Below are 16,249 nucleotides of genomic sequence, written 5' to 3'. Positions count from 1 at the left end.
GGCGGCGTCTCGCTTTCGGGGGGCGATCAGCGTTGGCAGTTGGGGCGCTTGCCGTTGGCCCGGGCCTGCTCGTAAAGCGGCGTGGCTTCGTCCAGACGATCTTGCAAGCCTTGAATGCGTGACTGGTTGCTGGGATGGGTGGAGAGCCATTCCGGGGGCGCGCCCTGGCTTTGTGAGGCCATGTTCTGCCATAGATCGATGCTGGCGCTGGGGTTGAAGCCGGCTTCCGCCATCAAGTCCAGGCCGAGCTTGTCGGCTTCCGATTCGTGCTTGCGTGAGAAGGGAAGGATCACGCCGTATTGGGCGCCCGCGCCGAGAAGCCCCATGAGCTGTTCGCCGGTAGCGCCTTCCAGCCCCGCGGCCGACTGCAGGATCGAGAGTCCGGTCTGTGTGGCGGCTTGCGTCGACACACGCTCGTTGGCGTGATGCGCGAGGACGTGTGCTACCTCGTGGCCGATGACGGCGGCCAGTTGGTCCTGGCCCTCGGCAATATCCAGTAAGCCGCTATTGACCCCGATGTAACCCCCCGGCAGTGCAAAGGCGTTGGCCGAGTCGTCCTTGAAGACCTTGACTTCCCAGTCTTCGACCTGCGCATCGGCGGGCACCTCGGCAGTAATGGCATTGGCGACGCACTGCACGTAATCGTGCGTAGCGCCACCGACCTCGGGCAATTCTTCCTGATATTGGGTGAAGCTTTGCTGCCCCATCTGCTCGAGTTCATCGTTGGAAAACAGCGCCAACTGGTTGCGTCCCAGGGGCGAAGTACTGCAGGCGGCAAGCATGAGGCCGACCATGGCGATGGCGAGCGGCGTGCGCAGGCGAGACGGCAACGTCCTTTGCATGAGAATCTCCTGATGGGCTCTGGACCCGGCAACCAAACGGCTCCAAGATACCCCGATGCTCCGTTGGGTCAACCAGCGATATATAGGCAGGATTCTGAAATCAACAGTGAAGGAGGTAAAGATGGACGCCGACCTAGCGCAACGTTTGCACAAGGTGCTGGACCGGGTCGAGGCATGGTTGCCGCCGGAGCCGGAAGCTGTCGATTGGTCGCGTGATGTGGCGGCAATCTGGCAGCGTAACGCGCTTGGCGGCCAACTGGTTCCGGTGGCCGCGCGCGATAGCGTCAGCATAGATGACCTGGTCGGCATCGAGCGTCAGAAGACGGCGCTTTTGAACAATACGCGCGCTTTCTTGCATGGGCGTCCGGCGAATCATGCGCTGCTCTGGGGCGCACGCGGTAGCGGCAAATCGTCGATGGTTAGAGCCTTGCTTAACACGCTGGCATCGGAAGGACTGCGTTTGATTCAGGTCGACCGCCACGACCTGGTTGGCTTGCCAGCGTTGGTGCAGCGGCTGCGCGGCTCGACGCATCGTTTCATCGTGTATTGCGACGACCTATCCTTCGAAGGCCACGACGACGCCTATAAAGCGCTCAAGAGCGTGCTCGATGGAACCTTGACCGGCCCGCCCGAAAACGTGTTGTTGTATGCCACATCCAACCGGCGCCACCTGTTGCCTGAGTCGCTCGCCGACAATCAGGACTCGCGGCTGGTCGACGGCGAGCTCCATCATGGCGACGCGGTGGAGGAGCGCATCTCGCTCTCGGACCGCTTCGGGCTGTGGCTGGCCTTCCATCCTTTCAATCAGGATGCGTACCTGACGGCATGTCAGCATTGGGTACACTATCTGGGCGGTGAAGACGCCTGGAGCGATGCGGCCCGCGAGGACGCGGTACGCTTTGCCACCTTGCGCGGGGTGAGAAGCGGGCGTGCCGCCTGGCAGTTTGCCTGCCAATGGGTAGGTGCGGAGCAAGAGGCGCAAGAGTCGTGATATTCAGTGCTGCGAGGCGGACTTACGGTCAGGGGGTGGGCGGATATGCAAGAGAGCGGACGCAGTCGGCGCCTCGAGGCATTATGCGTGCAATACGTCGAGAGATTGCATGACGACTTGCAGGCGGTAATGGCGCAAGTCAAGGAGATGAGTACCCGCGATAATGCTGCATCGGGGGTGGAACTGGAGGCAGTCTGCGAGGCCCTGCAACGTATCGCGGATTCCGCCGGTCGCTTCGGCTATGACACCTTGAGCGAAATATGCGGCGAAGTGGCACGCCAGACCCGTCAGTGGCTCGATGGAGACGTGTTGCCCGCTCCCTACACGTTGGCGGCGCTACAATCGCGTCTGCAATACGGGGCGGAGCAACTGCCCAATCTCGACGATCTACTGCCTGCACACGCCACGACGGCCCAGCGAGAGATCGCGTCGGTGCGTGTCGCCTTGCTGGGTGACGAGCCACTACAGCGACGCGCGCTGGGTGAGGCATTGAGCGCGTTGGGGTATGTATGTCGCGAGTATGCCATGCATGATGTCGACGCCCTCACGGCATGGCAACCCACCGCCGTGCTGATCGATGAGAGCAGCGTGCCGCGTTCGCGCTGGAGCGCCTGGTGGAGCGGATGGCAGTCTCCGCCGCATCTTCTGGTATTCGCCGATGAGGACGATTTTGCGGCGCGACTCTCGGCGATTCGCCATGGTGCGGCGGGTTATTTCGTGCCGCCGTTGGACGCCTCGCTGATCGACAGGTGCCTGGATCGTTTGGTGTCGGGGCCTATGCCGGAACCGCTGCGTGTGCTGATCGTCGATGACGATGTCGAACTGGCCGAACATTATCACCGAGTGCTGGACGGCGCGGGGATTGGTTCATGGGTGGTCAACGTGCCGGCCGAGACCCTGCTCGCACTACGCGATTACCGCCCTGACCTGGCCTTGATAGACACGCGCTTGTCCATGTGCACAGGACGCGAGATGGCCCGCGTGATGCGCCTTGATGGCGCTTGGCGGGACTTGCCCGTGGTGTATCTGGCGGCCGATGATGACGTGCGTGAGCAGGCCCTGACGCGTAGCGGCGATGCTTTTCTCGGCAAGCCGGTGGATGACGATGCCCTGGTGGCCACGGTCTTGTCACACGTCCATCGAGCGCGTGGCTCCCGGCGCTCGGTGGCGCGCGATGGCTTGACCGGCGTGCTCACCTATGCCGCCTTGCAAGAGCTGTTGGAAGTCGAATTCGCCCGCACGCAGCGTAGTGATACGCCGACGAGCCTGGCGCTGATCGATATCGATCATGTGGGGGCCTTGAATGCTCATCATGGGCATGCCAGCGGCGACTACGTGATCCGTCTCCTGGCGGAGCACTTGACGCAGCAGCTGCGTTTCATCGACCAAGTGGGACGTTACGCGGGGGGAGCATTTTGTGTCGTGTTGCCGCACTGCAACCCCGAGGACGCGCAACGCGCGATCGAGCGCATACGCCTGCAGTTCCAATCGCAGATGCAGACGAACAACGAGCGTTGCGATGTCGACGTGACGTTTTCCGCCGGGGTGGCGGGCCTGCATGATGCGTCCAGCGTCGAGGCAGGGCTCGACATCGTCGATCAAAGGCTCTACCGCGCCAAGCTGGCGGGACGCAATCGTGTGCTTGGTAATGGCGACGAGTGAGACGCCTCAGCGACGGTTCTTGCGCGCCTCGCGCGTGCGGTTCAGCTCGCGTTTCTTGGCCTTCTCGCGGTCGCTGGCGCCGGCATTTTCGTCGTAAGGGTTGTTGCCCGAGCGGAATTCGAAGCGCATCGGCGTGCCGCGCACCTTGAGCACCTTGCGGAAGGTGTTGATCAGATAGCGCTTGTACGACTCTGGCAGTGAGCTGGTCTGATTGCCGTGGACCACGATGATGGGCGGGTTGCTGCCGCCCTGGTGGGCCATGCGCAACTTGATACGGCGACCGTGGACCAGCGGCGGCTGATGCTCGCTTACCGCATCCTGCAAGAGGGTGGTCAGGCGGTTGGTCGACCAGTGACTATTGGCCGAGTCGAAGGCCCGCGTGATGGACGGATAGAGATCGCCCACCGCCGTGCCGTGCAGCGCGGAGATGAAGTGCATTTCGGCGTAATCGGCGAAGCCCAGACGGCGCTTGATCTCCGTGCGCATCTTGTCCTTGGCTTCTTGCTCGAGGCCGTCCCATTTGTTGACCGCCAGTACCAGCGCGCGCCCGCTGCTCAGGGCATAGTCGAGCAGGTGCAGATCCTGTTCGACCAGGCCGCTGCGTGCGTCGAGCACCATGACCGCCACATGGCAGTCCTTGATGGCTTCGAGTGTCTTGACGATCGAGAACTTCTCGGTGGTTTCCTTGACGTTCTTGCGTCGCCTCACGCCGGCGGTGTCGACCAGCACATAGGGCTTGCCGCGGCGTTCGAAGGGGATCTCGATGGCATCGCGCGTGGTGCCGGCCTCATCGAAGACGACGACGCGCTCTTCACCCAGCAGGCGGTTGACCAGTGTCGACTTGCCGACATTGGGACGACCGATGACCCCGATGCGAATGCCGTTGCTGATATCCGGCGGTGCGGCGTTGGCCTCGCGCGGAGGAAAGGGCGCCAGCACCTCGTCGATCAAGGCGGTCACGTTGCGTCCATGCTCAGCGGCGACCGGGCGCGGATCGCCCAGGCCGAGTTGCCAGAAGTCCGCTGCAGCCGAGTGTTCTTCGAGCCCATCGGTCTTGTTGACCACCAGCCAGGTTTTCTTCTGATTGACGCGCAAGTGATTGGCGATGGCTTCGTCGGTGGCGCTGAGGCCGCTACGCCCGTCGACCATGAATAGCACGATGTCGGCTTCGTCGATGGCCAGCAGCGACTGCTCGGCCATGGCGGCGTCGATGCCTTCTTCATTGCCGCTGATGCCGCCGGTGTCGATGACCGTGTAGGTCTTGTCGCCGAGTGCACCGTTGCCGTACTTGCGGTCACGGGTCAGGCCGGCAAAGTCGGCGACCAGTGCGTCACGCGTACGAGTCAGGCGATTGAATAGGGTCGATTTGCCGACATTGGGTCGGCCTACCAGGGCGATGACAGGATTCATGTTATCTCGTAAACCGGCGCACAAAAGCGTTGAGTGAGGCTGGGCATGCGACGAGGTCGCTTCAAAGGAGACATGACGCAAGCGTCACGTTGTCGTGGCGTGATTCTAGCATTGCTGATCGTTAAGGGCCCACAAATGACGCGGGCACCTCATCGCGAGGTGCCCGCTCATGAGCTCAATTGATGTCTCTCAATCGTTGCTTGCGTCGATATCGTAGGCCGCCAGTTCGCCGTCGTTGGTGAGGGTGTAGACTCGTTGGTCGTTAGCCAGCAAGGGCAGGCTGATGCCATCGCCGCCGAGTTCTGTGCGACCCACGAGTTCACCATCGCTGGCGTTGAGCAGGTGGACATAACCCTGATAGTCGCCCAACGCCAGCTTGCCGTCGACGAAAGTGGGCGCGGTCAAGTCACGTCCTTCGAGGGCGTCGGATTCCCACAGTACATTGCCACTATCGACGTCGAGCGCCAGGACATGGCTGGCTTCGTTGACGGTGAAGAGGTAGTTGCCGACGCGTAGCGGGGTCAGATAACTGGATTCGTCGCGCGACCAGAGTACTTCGCCGCTGGTGGCTTCCAGCGCCATGACGCGGCCGTTGTAGCTGGTCACGAACAGGCGACCGTCTTGAGACAGCACCGGCTGGCCATTGAGATCGACGAGCTGCTCCACTTCGGTACGCCCTTGCGGCACGGCGACGCGCATGTCCCAAAGCGGTTGTCCGCTACGGTTATCGAGCGTCACCAGGCGGCCATTGGAGAAGCCGACAAACGAGACGGGCTCAATGACACGCGGCGTACCCGTACCGCGCAGAGTCAGCGAAGGCCGGTTGCTGCTGTAGGTCCATTCTTCCTGCCCGGAGGTGCGATCCAGGGCTGTCACCGTGCCGTCGACACTCTGCACCACGACCAGCTTGCTGTTGACCTGAGGGGCGGCCAACACTTCGCTGGAGACCTTGGAACGCCAGGCTTCGCTGCCGTCCTCGCGGTCGATGGCGACGACGGAACCGTTGCGCGTACCGGCATATAAACGCGCACTATCGCGGGACATGCCACTGGAAAGCGGCGTGTCGAAGCGTACTTCCCATTGGGTGTCGCCATTATCGGCGTCGAGCGCGCGTAACAGGCCGCTTGCGTCGGCGGCATAAAGGGTGCCGTCGGCGAGTAGAGGCATCAAGGGGTAACGTGCCCGCCCTAGACCGTCGCCGACCGAGGTGGACCACCGCTCGTCGAGGGTCACCGAGGCCGAGAAGTCCTGGAGTTCCTTGGGCGGATATTGCGGCTCGACGTCGCCGGCACAGCCCACCAGCAAGGTGGACAAGGTAAGCGCGGCCGGTAACAGTAGGTGGTTCAATTTCATCAGCTGGCGTCCTCTACACCGAGATTGTCGAGCTTGAGTCGTACGCCGGAAAGCGGTTGATCCTGCTCTTCGGCGCGGGCGAGCGCGTCCTGATAAGCTTGGCGTGCCTCACCGGGTTGATCTAGCGCGGCGTGGGCATCGCCGCTGATCTCGGCGGCTTGCGCCTCTAGCGCGGTGGGAATATCGCCCTCGAGCGTGGTCAGGGCGCCTTCGACGTTGTCCAGGGCAAGCTGCACGCGTGCCAAATTGAGGCGTGCGAGGCCGTTGAGATAGGCATGTTCGCTGCCATCGATGAAGGACGACAGTGTATCGCGTGCACCCTCCAGGTCATCGGCGTCGACGGCCAGGCGGGCACGCATCAGCTCGGCAAGCTCGGCGTATAGGGTGCCACCGTGCTCGCTTTCCAGACCATCGATCATGGTCGTGGCTTGTTTGCGTTGCTCGGCACTCATCTGCGGTTGCTGCATCAGCATCGTGAGCTGTTGGTAGCGTTGCGACGCCGCTTCCGCTTGAGAAGTTTGGTAATCCTGCCAGGCGTTCCAGGCGAAAACCCCAGCGCCAGCCAGTACGATGCCGGCGATAATCGCCTTGCCGTACTCTTTCCACCAGCGCTTGAGCGTCTCAAGCTGTTCATCTTCGCTAGTAATAAGCTCCGCCACGGGCGGTCTCCTTCAATGGCTATGCGTATAAAACGGCGCCTTGTTTTTCAAGTCCGTTCTTCAAGTCCGCTCTTCAAGCCTCCGCGAGAAGCGTCTGGAGACGCGCCGCGAGCGCATCGAGGGCCACGCTTTCTTGATCGCGATCTTCACGCAGGAATTTGATCCCCACCTGACCGCTGGCCAGCTCATCCTCGCCGAGTAACAGTGCCATGCGAGCCCCGCTCTTGTCGGCTTTCTTGATCTGGCTCTTGAAGCTGCCGCCGCCGCAATGGAGTTGCAGGTGCATGCCGGGCAGGTCGCTACGCAGACGCTCGCCCAGCAGCATCGCTTCGCGGCTGGCGGCATCGCCCATGGCCGTCAGATAGACGTCGGTGCGCGGTCGCGCGGCCTCGGGGATCAGGTCGAGCGTTTCGAGTAGCAGGATCAGCCGCTCGACGCCCATGGCAAACCCTACGCCAGGCGTGGGCTTGCCACCGAGCTGTTCGACCAGGCCATCGTAGCGACCGCCGGCACATACCGTGCCCTGGCTGCCCAGCACTTGGGTGGTCCACTCGAACACGGTTCGACTGTAATAGTCTAGCCCCCGCACCAGGCGCGGATTGATGACGTAGTCGATACCGGCCGCCTCGAGCATGGCGGTGAGCTCGGCGAAGTGCGTCCGCGATTCTTCGTCGAGATGATCCATCAAGCGCGGCGCGTCGGCGAGCACCGGCGCCATGTCGGGATTCTTGGAGTCCAGGATGCGCAGCGGGTTGGTGCTTAGACGGTGCCGGGAATCCTCGTCGAGGACATCGGCATGCGCCTCGAAGTGAGCGACCAACGCATCACGGTAGGCGCCGCGCGCCGCGTTGGAGCCCAGCGAGTTGAGCTCCAACTGGACGTGGGGCATCAGCCCGAGCGCTTCCCAAAGCCGGGCACTGAGCAGGATCATCTCGACGTCGATGTCCGGCCCGTACATGCCATAGGCTTCCACACCGACCTGGTGGAACTGGCGATAGCGTCCCTTTTGCGGACGCTCGTGGCGAAACATCGGGCCTTGATACCACAGGCGTTGCGTCTGGTTGTAAAGCAGACCATTCTCCAGCGCCGCGCGCACGCAGCTGGCGGTACCTTCGGGCCGCAGTGTGAGGCTATCGCTGTTGCGATCCTCGAAGGTGTACATCTCCTTCTCGACGATATCGGTCACTTCGCCGATCGAGCGCTTGAACAGTGCGGTCTGCTCGATGATGGGCGTGCGGATTTCGCTATACCCATAGCGCTGCATGAGATGCTGGATCTGACGCTCGAAGTATTGCCAAACAGGCGACTGCTCCGGTAGCAGATCGTTCATGCCACGGATGGCCTGGATCTTGTTGCTCAATGCTGACTCCTGAACCGGTACGGGGCGCGCGAGCGGCGCTTTATGCCTCGCGGGCGATGGTATCGCGTTCGCGGGCCTCTTTTTCGCGGACCTTATCGCGGATCAGCGCTTCCAGGTCGTCGACCAGATGGTCGTTGCGAAGCTTGTTGGCCGGCTTGCCGTCGACATAAACGAGGTTGGCCGGGTCGCCGCCGGTGAGGCCGATATCGCTTTCCTTGGCCTCGCCGGGGCCATTGACCACGCAGCCGATGACCGACACATCGAGCGGCGTCATGATGTCGTCGAGGCGTTCCTCGAGGGCATTCATGGTGCCGATGACGTCGAAGTTCTGGCGTGAGCAACTCGGACAGGCGACGAAGTTGATGCCTTTGGAGCGCAGGCGCATGCTCTTGAGCATGTCGTAGCCGACCTTGATCTCTTCGACGGGGTCGGCGGCCAGCGAGACACGAATGGTGTCGCCGATGCCTTCCATCAGCAGCATGCCAAGCCCAATCGAGGACTTCACGGTCCCCGAACGCAAGCCACCGGCTTCGGTAATGCCCAGATGCAGGGGCTGGTCGATGCGTTGCGCGAGTTGGCGATAGGCAGCCACCGCCATGAACACGTCGGAGGCCTTGACGCTGACCTTGAAATCTTTGAAATCGAGGCGGTCGAGGTGCTCGATATGCCGCATGGCGGATTCGACCAGAGCTTCTGGCGTCGGTTCGCCGTATTTCTTCTGCAGATCCTTTTCCAGCGAGCCGGCGTTGACGCCGATGCGAATCGGGATGCCGTTTTCGCGGGCGGCATCGACCACCGCGCGCACGCGGTCTTCACGGCCGATATTGCCGGGGTTGATGCGCAGACAGTCGACACCCAGTTCCGCCACGCGCAGGGCGATCTTGTAGTCGAAGTGGATGTCGGCGACCAGCGGGACCGTGACCTCGCGCTTGATCTGGCCGAAGGTCTCGGCGGCTTCCATGGTGGGCACCGAAACGCGCACGATATCCGCGCCTGCGGCCTCGAGCTGGCGGATCTGTGCCACGGTGGCGGCGACGTCCAGGGTGTCGGTGTTGGTCATGCTTTGAACGGCGATGGGCGCGCCACCACCGACGGGTACATTCCCGACATGAATCTGGCGAGATTGACGGCGTTGAATCGGAGATTGCATATGCATGGACGTATCACTCTCCCAAGGTGAAGCGGGCGACATTGTTGCCGCCGGTATGCTGGCTCAGGTCGATATCCTCGTCCTGATAGCGGAGCTCGACGCCGGTGGCGTTGCCAATGGTCAGGCGAAACGGCGGCGTTCCTTCTAGCTGGGTGTTGGTTCCGGGGTCTTGAAGCCCTGCCAACAAGCGTTGATCGTCGGCATCATAGATCTCGGTCCATGATTGTTCGTTGAAGGTCAGTGTCAAGCTATTGGCGCCGTTAGCGCTGGCATCGTTACTAGCGCCATCGCGGTCGTCGTCTTGCGTGGCGGATGCGGCATCCGCCGAGGTGCCGCTGGCGGCGACGTTCGTGCCCTGCGCGTCGACATCGTCGCGGCTGGTGGCATCATTATTCGAGGTGCCATCAGCGCTCGCGTCGTCGCTACCGACCAGCCCCAAGCTGTCATCTTCGTCGGGTAGCGGCGGCAGGTTGTCCTGTTCGCCCACGTTATCTGGTTCGTCCGTACCGGCCTGCGATGCGACATTGTCGCGTTGTGCCTCGTCGTCCGGGGAAACGTCATCGTTGGAGGCCGTTTCGTTCGCCATGGCGTCGTTCCCCGCGCTGCCCTCAGGAGCGCTAGCGCCATCCGCACTTTCCATGGCGGCAGGGTCGTCGCCGAGGCCGAAGAATTCGTTGCCTTCGCGGCTTTGCCACCAGAGCAGCGTCAAGCCGATCAAGCCGACGATGATGACTAGCGTGGCCAGCTTGAAGATCCAGGCACCGATCCGTGAGGGCGGTTGCGAGCGGTACGATGGCGGCGTGACTTTGCGGTCGAGATCATCACGACCATGCAGAGCGTCGTAGTCTAGCGCCACACGATTGTCGTCGAGCCCCAGCAGCTTGGCGTAGGCACGCAGATAACCTCGACGATAGGTGGCGATGGGCACCTGATCAAAACGGTCTTCTTCCAGGCCGGTGACCACGGCGGGCCGGAGGTTGAGCTGCTCGGCGACTTCTTCCAGCGACAGCCCCTGTTGCTCGCGCTCGCGCTGCAGACGAGTGCCCGGAGGTTCATGACCCTCGGTGGCAGCGGGGGAAGTGTGTTGTTCGTGAGTGTCGCTCATACCAGAGCATCCTTCTCGAATTCGTGTGGTCGGATCATGCCTCAGGAATCGTCATGCTGCCGATGATAAAAGGCTGCGGCTTCCTCGTCGCCCCGTGCGCGAGCGATCTCGCTCGCCAATTCGAGACTTTCTGGGGTCGCCTCGGCCAAGGTAAAGAAACGCTGCAAGCGTTCCCAGGCACGTTCATCATGACCCTGCGTATGGTCGAGTCTTGCCAGCAGGAGCAGGCTCTGTGCAGCGCGTGAGTCGGACGCGATGGCCTGTTCCAGCGGGCGTCGCGCGGCATCGAGATCGCCTTGCTCGAACCGGCATCGGCCCAGATTGGCAAGCAACTGGGCGCGATTATTATACGTGGTGTCTTGTGTTGCTTGCTGCAGTTGCGTACAGGCGGCGTCGAGCTTGCCTTCATCGTACAGGAAAGCAGCGTAGTTGTTGCGCGCGCGAGTATAATTGCCGTCGGCATCCAGCGCACGCTTGAAATATTCCTCGGCGAGTCCCGGCTCATCCTGACGTTGATAGAGAAGAGCCATGCCTTCCAGCGCCCGTGGGTCGTCGGGCCCCAGTTCCAAGGCGTGTTCCAGCGCATCGCGGGCGCGCGTCAAGTTATCGCGTTTGAGGTAGGCCAGCCCCAGCTCGGTATATGCCGACACCGCTTGACCGTTGTTCGGCGATGCGTAAGAGGAGTTGCTTTCGACCTGGATGGCGCAACCGCTCAATAGCCAGACGAGCGACATCGCGGCACTCAACGAGCGGATCGAAGGTGGTCGATGGCGGCGCGTCATGGAGCCCTCTCGAAACAATGGCATCAATCGGTGCGATGAGACGGAATTCGTCGTCTGGAAGTGTCCCATCAAAGCGCCGCACCTTAGTGAAGTCAAGGCAAGGCTCAATCGGCGTCGATCTGAATGGATTGAATGTAACGCTCGTGACGCCTGGTGCGGTCCTTGACGCGCCCCACCAGCTGGCCGCAGGCGGCATCGATGTCATCGCCGCGCGTCATGCGAACGGGGGCGGTATGGCCCAGCTCTTCGAGCCAATGCTGAAAACGCATGACCTGATTGCGTGCAGGCTTCTCGTAGCCCGAGTGCGGGAACGGATTGAAAGGAATCAGATTGATCTTGCTCGGCAGCCCTTCGAGTAGCGTTGCCAGCTCTTGGGCATGGTGCTGCTGATCGTTGACGTCTTTCATCAGCGTATACTCGATGGTCAGCATGCGCGTGGCATCGCATTTATCGAGATAGCGACGGCAGGCATCTAGCAGCGTAGCGATGTTGTACTTGCGATTCAGCGGTACCAGCTCATTGCGCAGCTCATCGTTGGCAGCATGCAGCGAAATCGCCAGGCTCACGTCGAGTTCGTCGGCGAGCTTGTCGATCATCGGGACTACGCCGGAAGTAGAGAGTGTGACGCGGCGCTTGGAAAGACTGTAACCGTTGTCGTCGAGCATGAGCTTCATGGCCGGCACGACAGCGTTGTAGTTCATTAGCGGCTCGCCCATGCCCATCATCACGACGTTAGTGACCGGGCGGTTGGTGTCTCGCCGCGCGTCGAAGCTGTTGCTGGCCACCCACACCTGACCGATGACCTCGGCACTGGTGAGGTTGCGCTGAAAACCTTGCTTACCGGTAGAGCAGAAGCTGCAATCCAACGAACAGCCTACCTGAGACGACACACAGAGCGTGCGGCGCTTGCCGCCCTCGGCGGGAATCAGCACGGTTTCCACGTGACTGCCGTCCTCCACTTCGAGGACCCACTTGCGCGTGCCATCCTTCGAGGCGCCTTCGTAGACCACGCGTGGACCACGCACTTCGGCGACCTCCTCCAGGCGCGTACGCAGTGCCTTCGAGAGATTAGTCATCGACTCGAAGTCGTCGCAGCCTTCGTGGTGAATCCACTTCATTACTTGGGCGGCGCGAAATTTCTTCTCGCCCAATGAGACGAAGAAGTTTTCCATCTCCTCGCGCGTTAGGCCGAGAAGGTTGGTACGGGGCGTGGTGGTCTCGAGGGTCATGGTGGGTCGTACGCTCGGTGGATGGCGGTGCGGGGGCCTTGCGGCCCCCGCGGGAAGCGATCAGCGTGCGCAGATCTCTTCGCTGCCGAAGAAGTAAGCGATCTCGCGCTCGGCGGATTCCGGCGAGTCGGAGCCGTGCACGGCATTGGCATCGATGGACTGCGCGAAGTCGGCGCGGATGGTGCTGGCTTCGGCTTCCTTGGGATTGGTCGCGCCCATCAGGTCACGGTTGGTAGCGATGGCGTCATCGCCTTCCAGTACCTGCACGATCACCGGGCCGGAAGTCATGAAGCCCACCAGATCGCCGAAGAAGGAACGCTCCTTATGCTCAGCGTAGAAGCCTTCGGCCTGGACCTGAGAAAGCTGGAGCATCTTGGCGGCGACGATCTTGAGGCCGGCCTTCTCGAAGCGGCTTTCGATCTCACCGATGACGTTCTTGGCGACGGCGTCGGGTTTGATGATGGACAGGGTGCGTTCGTTGGCCATGAGGTCAATGTCTCCGTGACTGAAATCGAGGGTCTTGATCGATACGCTAACGCGCCGCTCGAGGCGACGCGTTGCATTAAACTCGACGGATGTCGAAAAAAGCGCGCCATTGTAGCGTGTCGCCGAACGTGGCGCACGCTTGATGGAGGGACGCCTTTAGACGCTGAAGCTCTCCCCGCAGCCGCATTCGTCTGTAGTATTAGGGTTGTTGAAGCGAAAGTAACGGTTAAGCCCTTCGTTGACGTAGTCCACCTCGGTGCCGTCGAGCATGGTCAAGGCCTCTTTGTCGACGAGCACCTTGACGCCGTGATCCTCGAAGGGTACGTCGTTGGTGCCCACTTCATCGGCGATGTTGAGCACGTAGCTGTAGCCGGAGCAGCCACTGGGCTTGACCGCCACGCGCAGGCCGAGGCCATTGCCGCGCTCGGCGAGCACATGCTGGATCTGTTCGGCAGCAGCGGAACTGATACTTATATTAGCCATGTTGACCTCCTTGCTTGGGTCGCGATGCGCAGTGCGGCGACCTCGAATCATTGGCGTAGGGCGCCGAGTGCATGTCTGAGCTCGGCGCTTGCGGTGTCGATGTCCGCCTCGGTAGTGAAGCGGCCGAAACTGAAGCGAATGGACGCCAAGGCGCGAATGCGATCGGTGCCGATGGCCTTCAATACATAGGATGGCTCGACACTGGCCGAATTGCACGCCGAGCCGGTCGATACCGCCAGCGCGCGCAGCGCCATCAGCAGCGACTCACCGTCGACGTCGTCGAAAGCCAGGTTGACGATCATGGGGACCGAGACGTCGAGCGTTGTGTTGCAGTGCACGCCTTCACATGCCTCGAGGCCGTCGAGAAAGCGCTGGCGCATGGCTAGGCCATGGGCGTGATCGGCTTCCCGTGCGTCGACCGCCAGGGCGAAGGCTTCGCCCATGCCCGCGATTTGATGCGTGGGCAAGGTGCCCGAGCGCATGCCACGTTCGTGACCACCGCCATGGATCAGTGCGTCGAGGCGAATGTCGGGGCTGCGGCGTACATAGAGCGCGCCGACGCCTTTGGGACCGTAGGTCTTGTGCGCTGACATCGACAACAGGTCGATGCCCATGGCGTTGACATCCAGCGCGATTTTTCCAGTGGCCTGGGCGGCATCGACATGGAAGACCGCGCCGGCCGCGTGGACGACCCCGGCCAATGCCGCCAGCTCGTGGATGCTGCCCAGCTCGTTGTTGACGGCCATCAACGAGACCAGAACGGTATCTTCACGTATGGCGTCGTTGAGCTGCGTGGGCGTCACGCGGCCATCCGCACCGGGCGTCAACCAAGTCACGTCGAAACCTTCGGCCTCGAGCGCGATAGCGGTATCGACAACAGCCTTATGTTCGATACGCGAGGTGACTAGATGTCGACCGCGCGTGCGGTTGGCGCGCATGAAGCCGATCAACGCAAGGTTGTCGGCCTCGGTAGCGCCACTGGTCCAGACAATCTCTCGCGGATCGGCGGCGATCAAGTCGGCGACTTGGCGACGGGCACTTTCCACCGCCTGTTCGGCAAGCCAGCCTGGCATATGGCTACGCGACGCCGGATTTGCGTAGACGCCATCGAGTGTCAGGTGACGCGCCATCACCTCGGCGACGCGTGGGTCGACGGGGGTGGTGGCGGCATAGTCAAGATACACGGGTGAGGTCATGACGGCTCGTATCGATGATGGCGCTGGCGTCTACTGCCCTGCACAATCATTGCTGGGCAATGCTGATGGTATCAGTGCTGATCGTCTCCGGCGCGACGCGCTGCTGGCGAGCGGCGATATCGCGGACCTCCTGGCGTTCCACCAGCTCGGCGAGCGTGATGGCGTCGAGGAAGCCATGGATCTTGTCCGACAGATCGCACCACAAATGGTGCGTCAGGCAGGTGTCGCCCTGCTGGCAGTCCGAGAGTCCCTGGCAGCGCGTTGCGTCCACGGACTCATCTACCGCGCCGATGACCGCAGCCACCGAAATGGCGCTGGACGCATGCGCGAGCATATAACCGCCGCCCGGGCCGCGTACGCTCTTGACCAGCTCGGCACGCTTGAGCCGCGCGAATAGCTGTTCCAGATAGGACAGCGAGATCGTCTGGCGTTTGGAAATGTCGGCGAGGCTGATGGGGCCGGCATCGGCATGTAACGCCAAGTCCAGCATCGCGGTGACGGCATAGCGTCCCTTGGTCGTCAAGCGCATAAGTCGAGGTGATCGGGCGTCGGTGATGAAGCGATTGACCAGGCAGGACATACAATCCGTATGGAATGCTTGCCTGAAATGTGTTCGTATTATGGGAAAACCCAGTAACGCGGTCAACCATTCCCGTCGTGGCTCTCCTGGCGTGCCAATGCCCGGCTTTGCTTGTTCACGGCCCCGAGAATGCCGCGCAAGATATTCATTTCCATGCTGTCGATGTGGCTGCGCATGAAGAGTCGGCGCAGACGCGCCATCAGTTGACGCGGATTGTCGGGATCGTGGAAGTCGATGTCGATCAGCGTTTGTTCGAGATGGTCGAAGAAGCGCTCCATGTCGTCATGGCTGGCCGGCGGGTTGTCCCACTCGACACCGAACGGCGTCTCCGGGGCATCGTCCGCGCCCAGCGCCGCCAGTCGACATTCATAGGTTAGCACCTGGACCGCAGCGGCCAAGTTGAGCGAGCTGAAGTCAGGATTGGTGGGGATGTGCACATGGGCATGGCAGCGCTGCAGTTCGCCGTTGGTCATGCCGCTGTCCTCGCGCCCAAAAACCAGCGCCGCCTGGGCGGCCTCGGGTGCGCACTCGCCGGGAAGGCGTTCGCCCAGCGCGCGCGGGGTGAGCATGGGCCAGGGGAGGTGGCGTACGCGGGCGCTGGCGCCGACCACGAAGGTGCAGTCACCGACAGCCTCCTCGAGCGTGGCATACACCGTGGCATTGCTCACCAGGGCATCGGCACCGGACGCACGAGCGTGGGATTCGGAGCCGTATACTTCGCAACGCGGCGCGACGAGGGCCAGATCTGCAAGACCCATATTGTGCATGGCGCGGGCGGTGCCGCCGATGTTGCCAGGGTGGCTGGTGCCAATGAGAACGATACGCAGTTTGTCGAGCATGATGATAGGCGCGCGGCTGAGAAACGAGTGGCGAGTCTATCATGGCTTGAGGCCGCGAAACTTCCCGTCGTGGGCGCCTTCTGCTAGGATGCGCGACGTTCTTTAACAGTTTCCGAGATTCA

16 protein-coding genes are annotated in these 16,249 nt (G+C 61.9%); 2 read left to right on the top strand and 14 right to left on the bottom strand.

Annotated features, from left to right (window positions below):
* Positions 1 to 26: 26 nt before the first annotated feature.
* Positions 27 to 842: a M48 family metallopeptidase gene (locus OP495_RS07720; RefSeq protein ID WP_280563889.1), complete on the bottom strand. Its 816-nt coding sequence runs from the start codon at positions 840 to 842 to the stop codon at positions 27 to 29.
* Between the two features lie 121 nt (positions 843 to 963).
* On the opposite strand from OP495_RS07720, the gene OP495_RS07715 reads away from it, so the two are divergent.
* Together OP495_RS07715 and OP495_RS07710 are read left to right on the top strand one after the other, a co-directional pair.
* Complete coding sequence (locus tag OP495_RS07715) at positions 964 to 1,833, top strand: ATP-binding protein (protein ID WP_280568337.1); 870 nt, start codon at positions 964 to 966, stop codon at positions 1,831 to 1,833.
* Between the two features lie 45 nt (positions 1,834 to 1,878).
* Positions 1,879 to 3,495 (top strand): diguanylate cyclase, encoded by a 1,617-nt coding sequence (locus OP495_RS07710; RefSeq protein WP_280568334.1) that lies wholly within the window; start codon positions 1,879 to 1,881, stop codon positions 3,493 to 3,495.
* 6 nt (positions 3,496 to 3,501) lie between these two features.
* Here OP495_RS07710 and der read toward each other — a convergent pair whose 3' ends face one another.
* The 13 genes from der to OP495_RS07645 all read right to left on the bottom strand — a co-directional run bounded on the left by der (position 3,502) and on the right by OP495_RS07645 (position 16,127).
* Positions 3,502 to 4,905 (bottom strand): ribosome biogenesis GTPase Der, encoded by a 1,404-nt coding sequence (gene der / locus OP495_RS07705; protein WP_280563892.1) that lies wholly within the window; start codon positions 4,903 to 4,905, stop codon positions 3,502 to 3,504.
* Between the two features lie 189 nt (positions 4,906 to 5,094).
* Positions 5,095 to 6,258, bottom strand: a complete 1,164-nt coding sequence (gene bamB / locus OP495_RS07700) for an outer membrane protein assembly factor BamB (protein ID WP_280568331.1) — start codon at positions 6,256 to 6,258, stop codon at positions 5,095 to 5,097.
* On the bottom strand, positions 6,258 to 6,917 hold the full coding sequence (locus OP495_RS07695; RefSeq protein ID WP_280568329.1) for a tetratricopeptide repeat protein: 660 nt from the start codon (positions 6,915 to 6,917) through the stop codon (positions 6,258 to 6,260). The genes bamB and OP495_RS07695 overlap by 1 nt, the downstream gene beginning before the upstream one ends.
* Positions 6,918 to 6,990: 73 nt before the next feature.
* Positions 6,991 to 8,277, bottom strand: coding sequence for a histidine--tRNA ligase (gene hisS / locus OP495_RS07690; protein WP_280563895.1), 1,287 nt, complete (start codon positions 8,275 to 8,277; stop codon positions 6,991 to 6,993).
* Positions 8,278 to 8,317: 40 nt separating this feature from the next.
* Positions 8,318 to 9,433: a flavodoxin-dependent (E)-4-hydroxy-3-methylbut-2-enyl-diphosphate synthase gene (gene ispG / locus OP495_RS07685; protein WP_280563896.1), complete on the bottom strand. Its 1,116-nt coding sequence runs from the start codon at positions 9,431 to 9,433 to the stop codon at positions 8,318 to 8,320.
* Between the two features lie 7 nt (positions 9,434 to 9,440).
* Entirely contained in the window at positions 9,441 to 10,532 is a 1,092-nt protein-coding gene (locus tag OP495_RS07680; RefSeq protein WP_280568326.1) for a RodZ domain-containing protein, read from the bottom strand.
* A gap of 41 nt (positions 10,533 to 10,573) precedes the next feature.
* Positions 10,574 to 11,314: a type IV pilus biogenesis/stability protein PilW gene (gene pilW / locus OP495_RS07675; RefSeq protein ID WP_280568324.1), complete on the bottom strand. Its 741-nt coding sequence runs from the start codon at positions 11,312 to 11,314 to the stop codon at positions 10,574 to 10,576.
* A 104-nt stretch (positions 11,315 to 11,418) separates the two neighbouring features.
* Entirely contained in the window at positions 11,419 to 12,543 is a 1,125-nt protein-coding gene (gene rlmN / locus OP495_RS07670) for a 23S rRNA (adenine(2503)-C(2))-methyltransferase RlmN (RefSeq protein ID WP_280568321.1), read from the bottom strand.
* 60 nt (positions 12,544 to 12,603) lie between these two features.
* Entirely contained in the window at positions 12,604 to 13,029 is a 426-nt protein-coding gene (gene ndk, locus OP495_RS07665; protein WP_280563900.1) for a nucleoside-diphosphate kinase, read from the bottom strand.
* Between the two features lie 156 nt (positions 13,030 to 13,185).
* Positions 13,186 to 13,512, bottom strand: coding sequence for an iron-sulfur cluster assembly accessory protein (locus OP495_RS07660; protein WP_280563901.1), 327 nt, complete (start codon positions 13,510 to 13,512; stop codon positions 13,186 to 13,188).
* A 47-nt stretch (positions 13,513 to 13,559) separates the two neighbouring features.
* Positions 13,560 to 14,708 carry an aminotransferase class V-fold PLP-dependent enzyme gene (locus OP495_RS07655; protein WP_280563902.1) on the bottom strand — a complete coding sequence of 383 codons (1,149 nt, stop codon included), beginning with the start codon at positions 14,706 to 14,708 and terminating at the stop codon, positions 13,560 to 13,562.
* Between the two features lie 46 nt (positions 14,709 to 14,754).
* The gene (gene iscR / locus OP495_RS07650) at positions 14,755 to 15,237 is read right to left on the bottom strand and encodes a Fe-S cluster assembly transcriptional regulator IscR (protein ID WP_280563903.1); all 483 of its coding nucleotides are present in this window, start codon (positions 15,235 to 15,237) and stop codon (positions 14,755 to 14,757) included.
* A gap of 113 nt (positions 15,238 to 15,350) precedes the next feature.
* Positions 15,351 to 16,127, bottom strand: a complete 777-nt coding sequence (locus OP495_RS07645; protein WP_280568318.1) for an RNA methyltransferase — start codon at positions 16,125 to 16,127, stop codon at positions 15,351 to 15,353.
* Positions 16,128 to 16,249 lie beyond the last annotated feature (122 nt).

Origin of the sequence: Chromohalobacter sp. 296-RDG (assembly GCF_029889885.1) — a bacterium.
Lineage (GTDB): Bacteria > Pseudomonadota > Gammaproteobacteria > Pseudomonadales > Halomonadaceae > Chromohalobacter.
The sequence above is the reverse complement of the archived record's forward strand: the minus strand, read 5'-3'. Positions and strand labels throughout refer to the sequence as shown.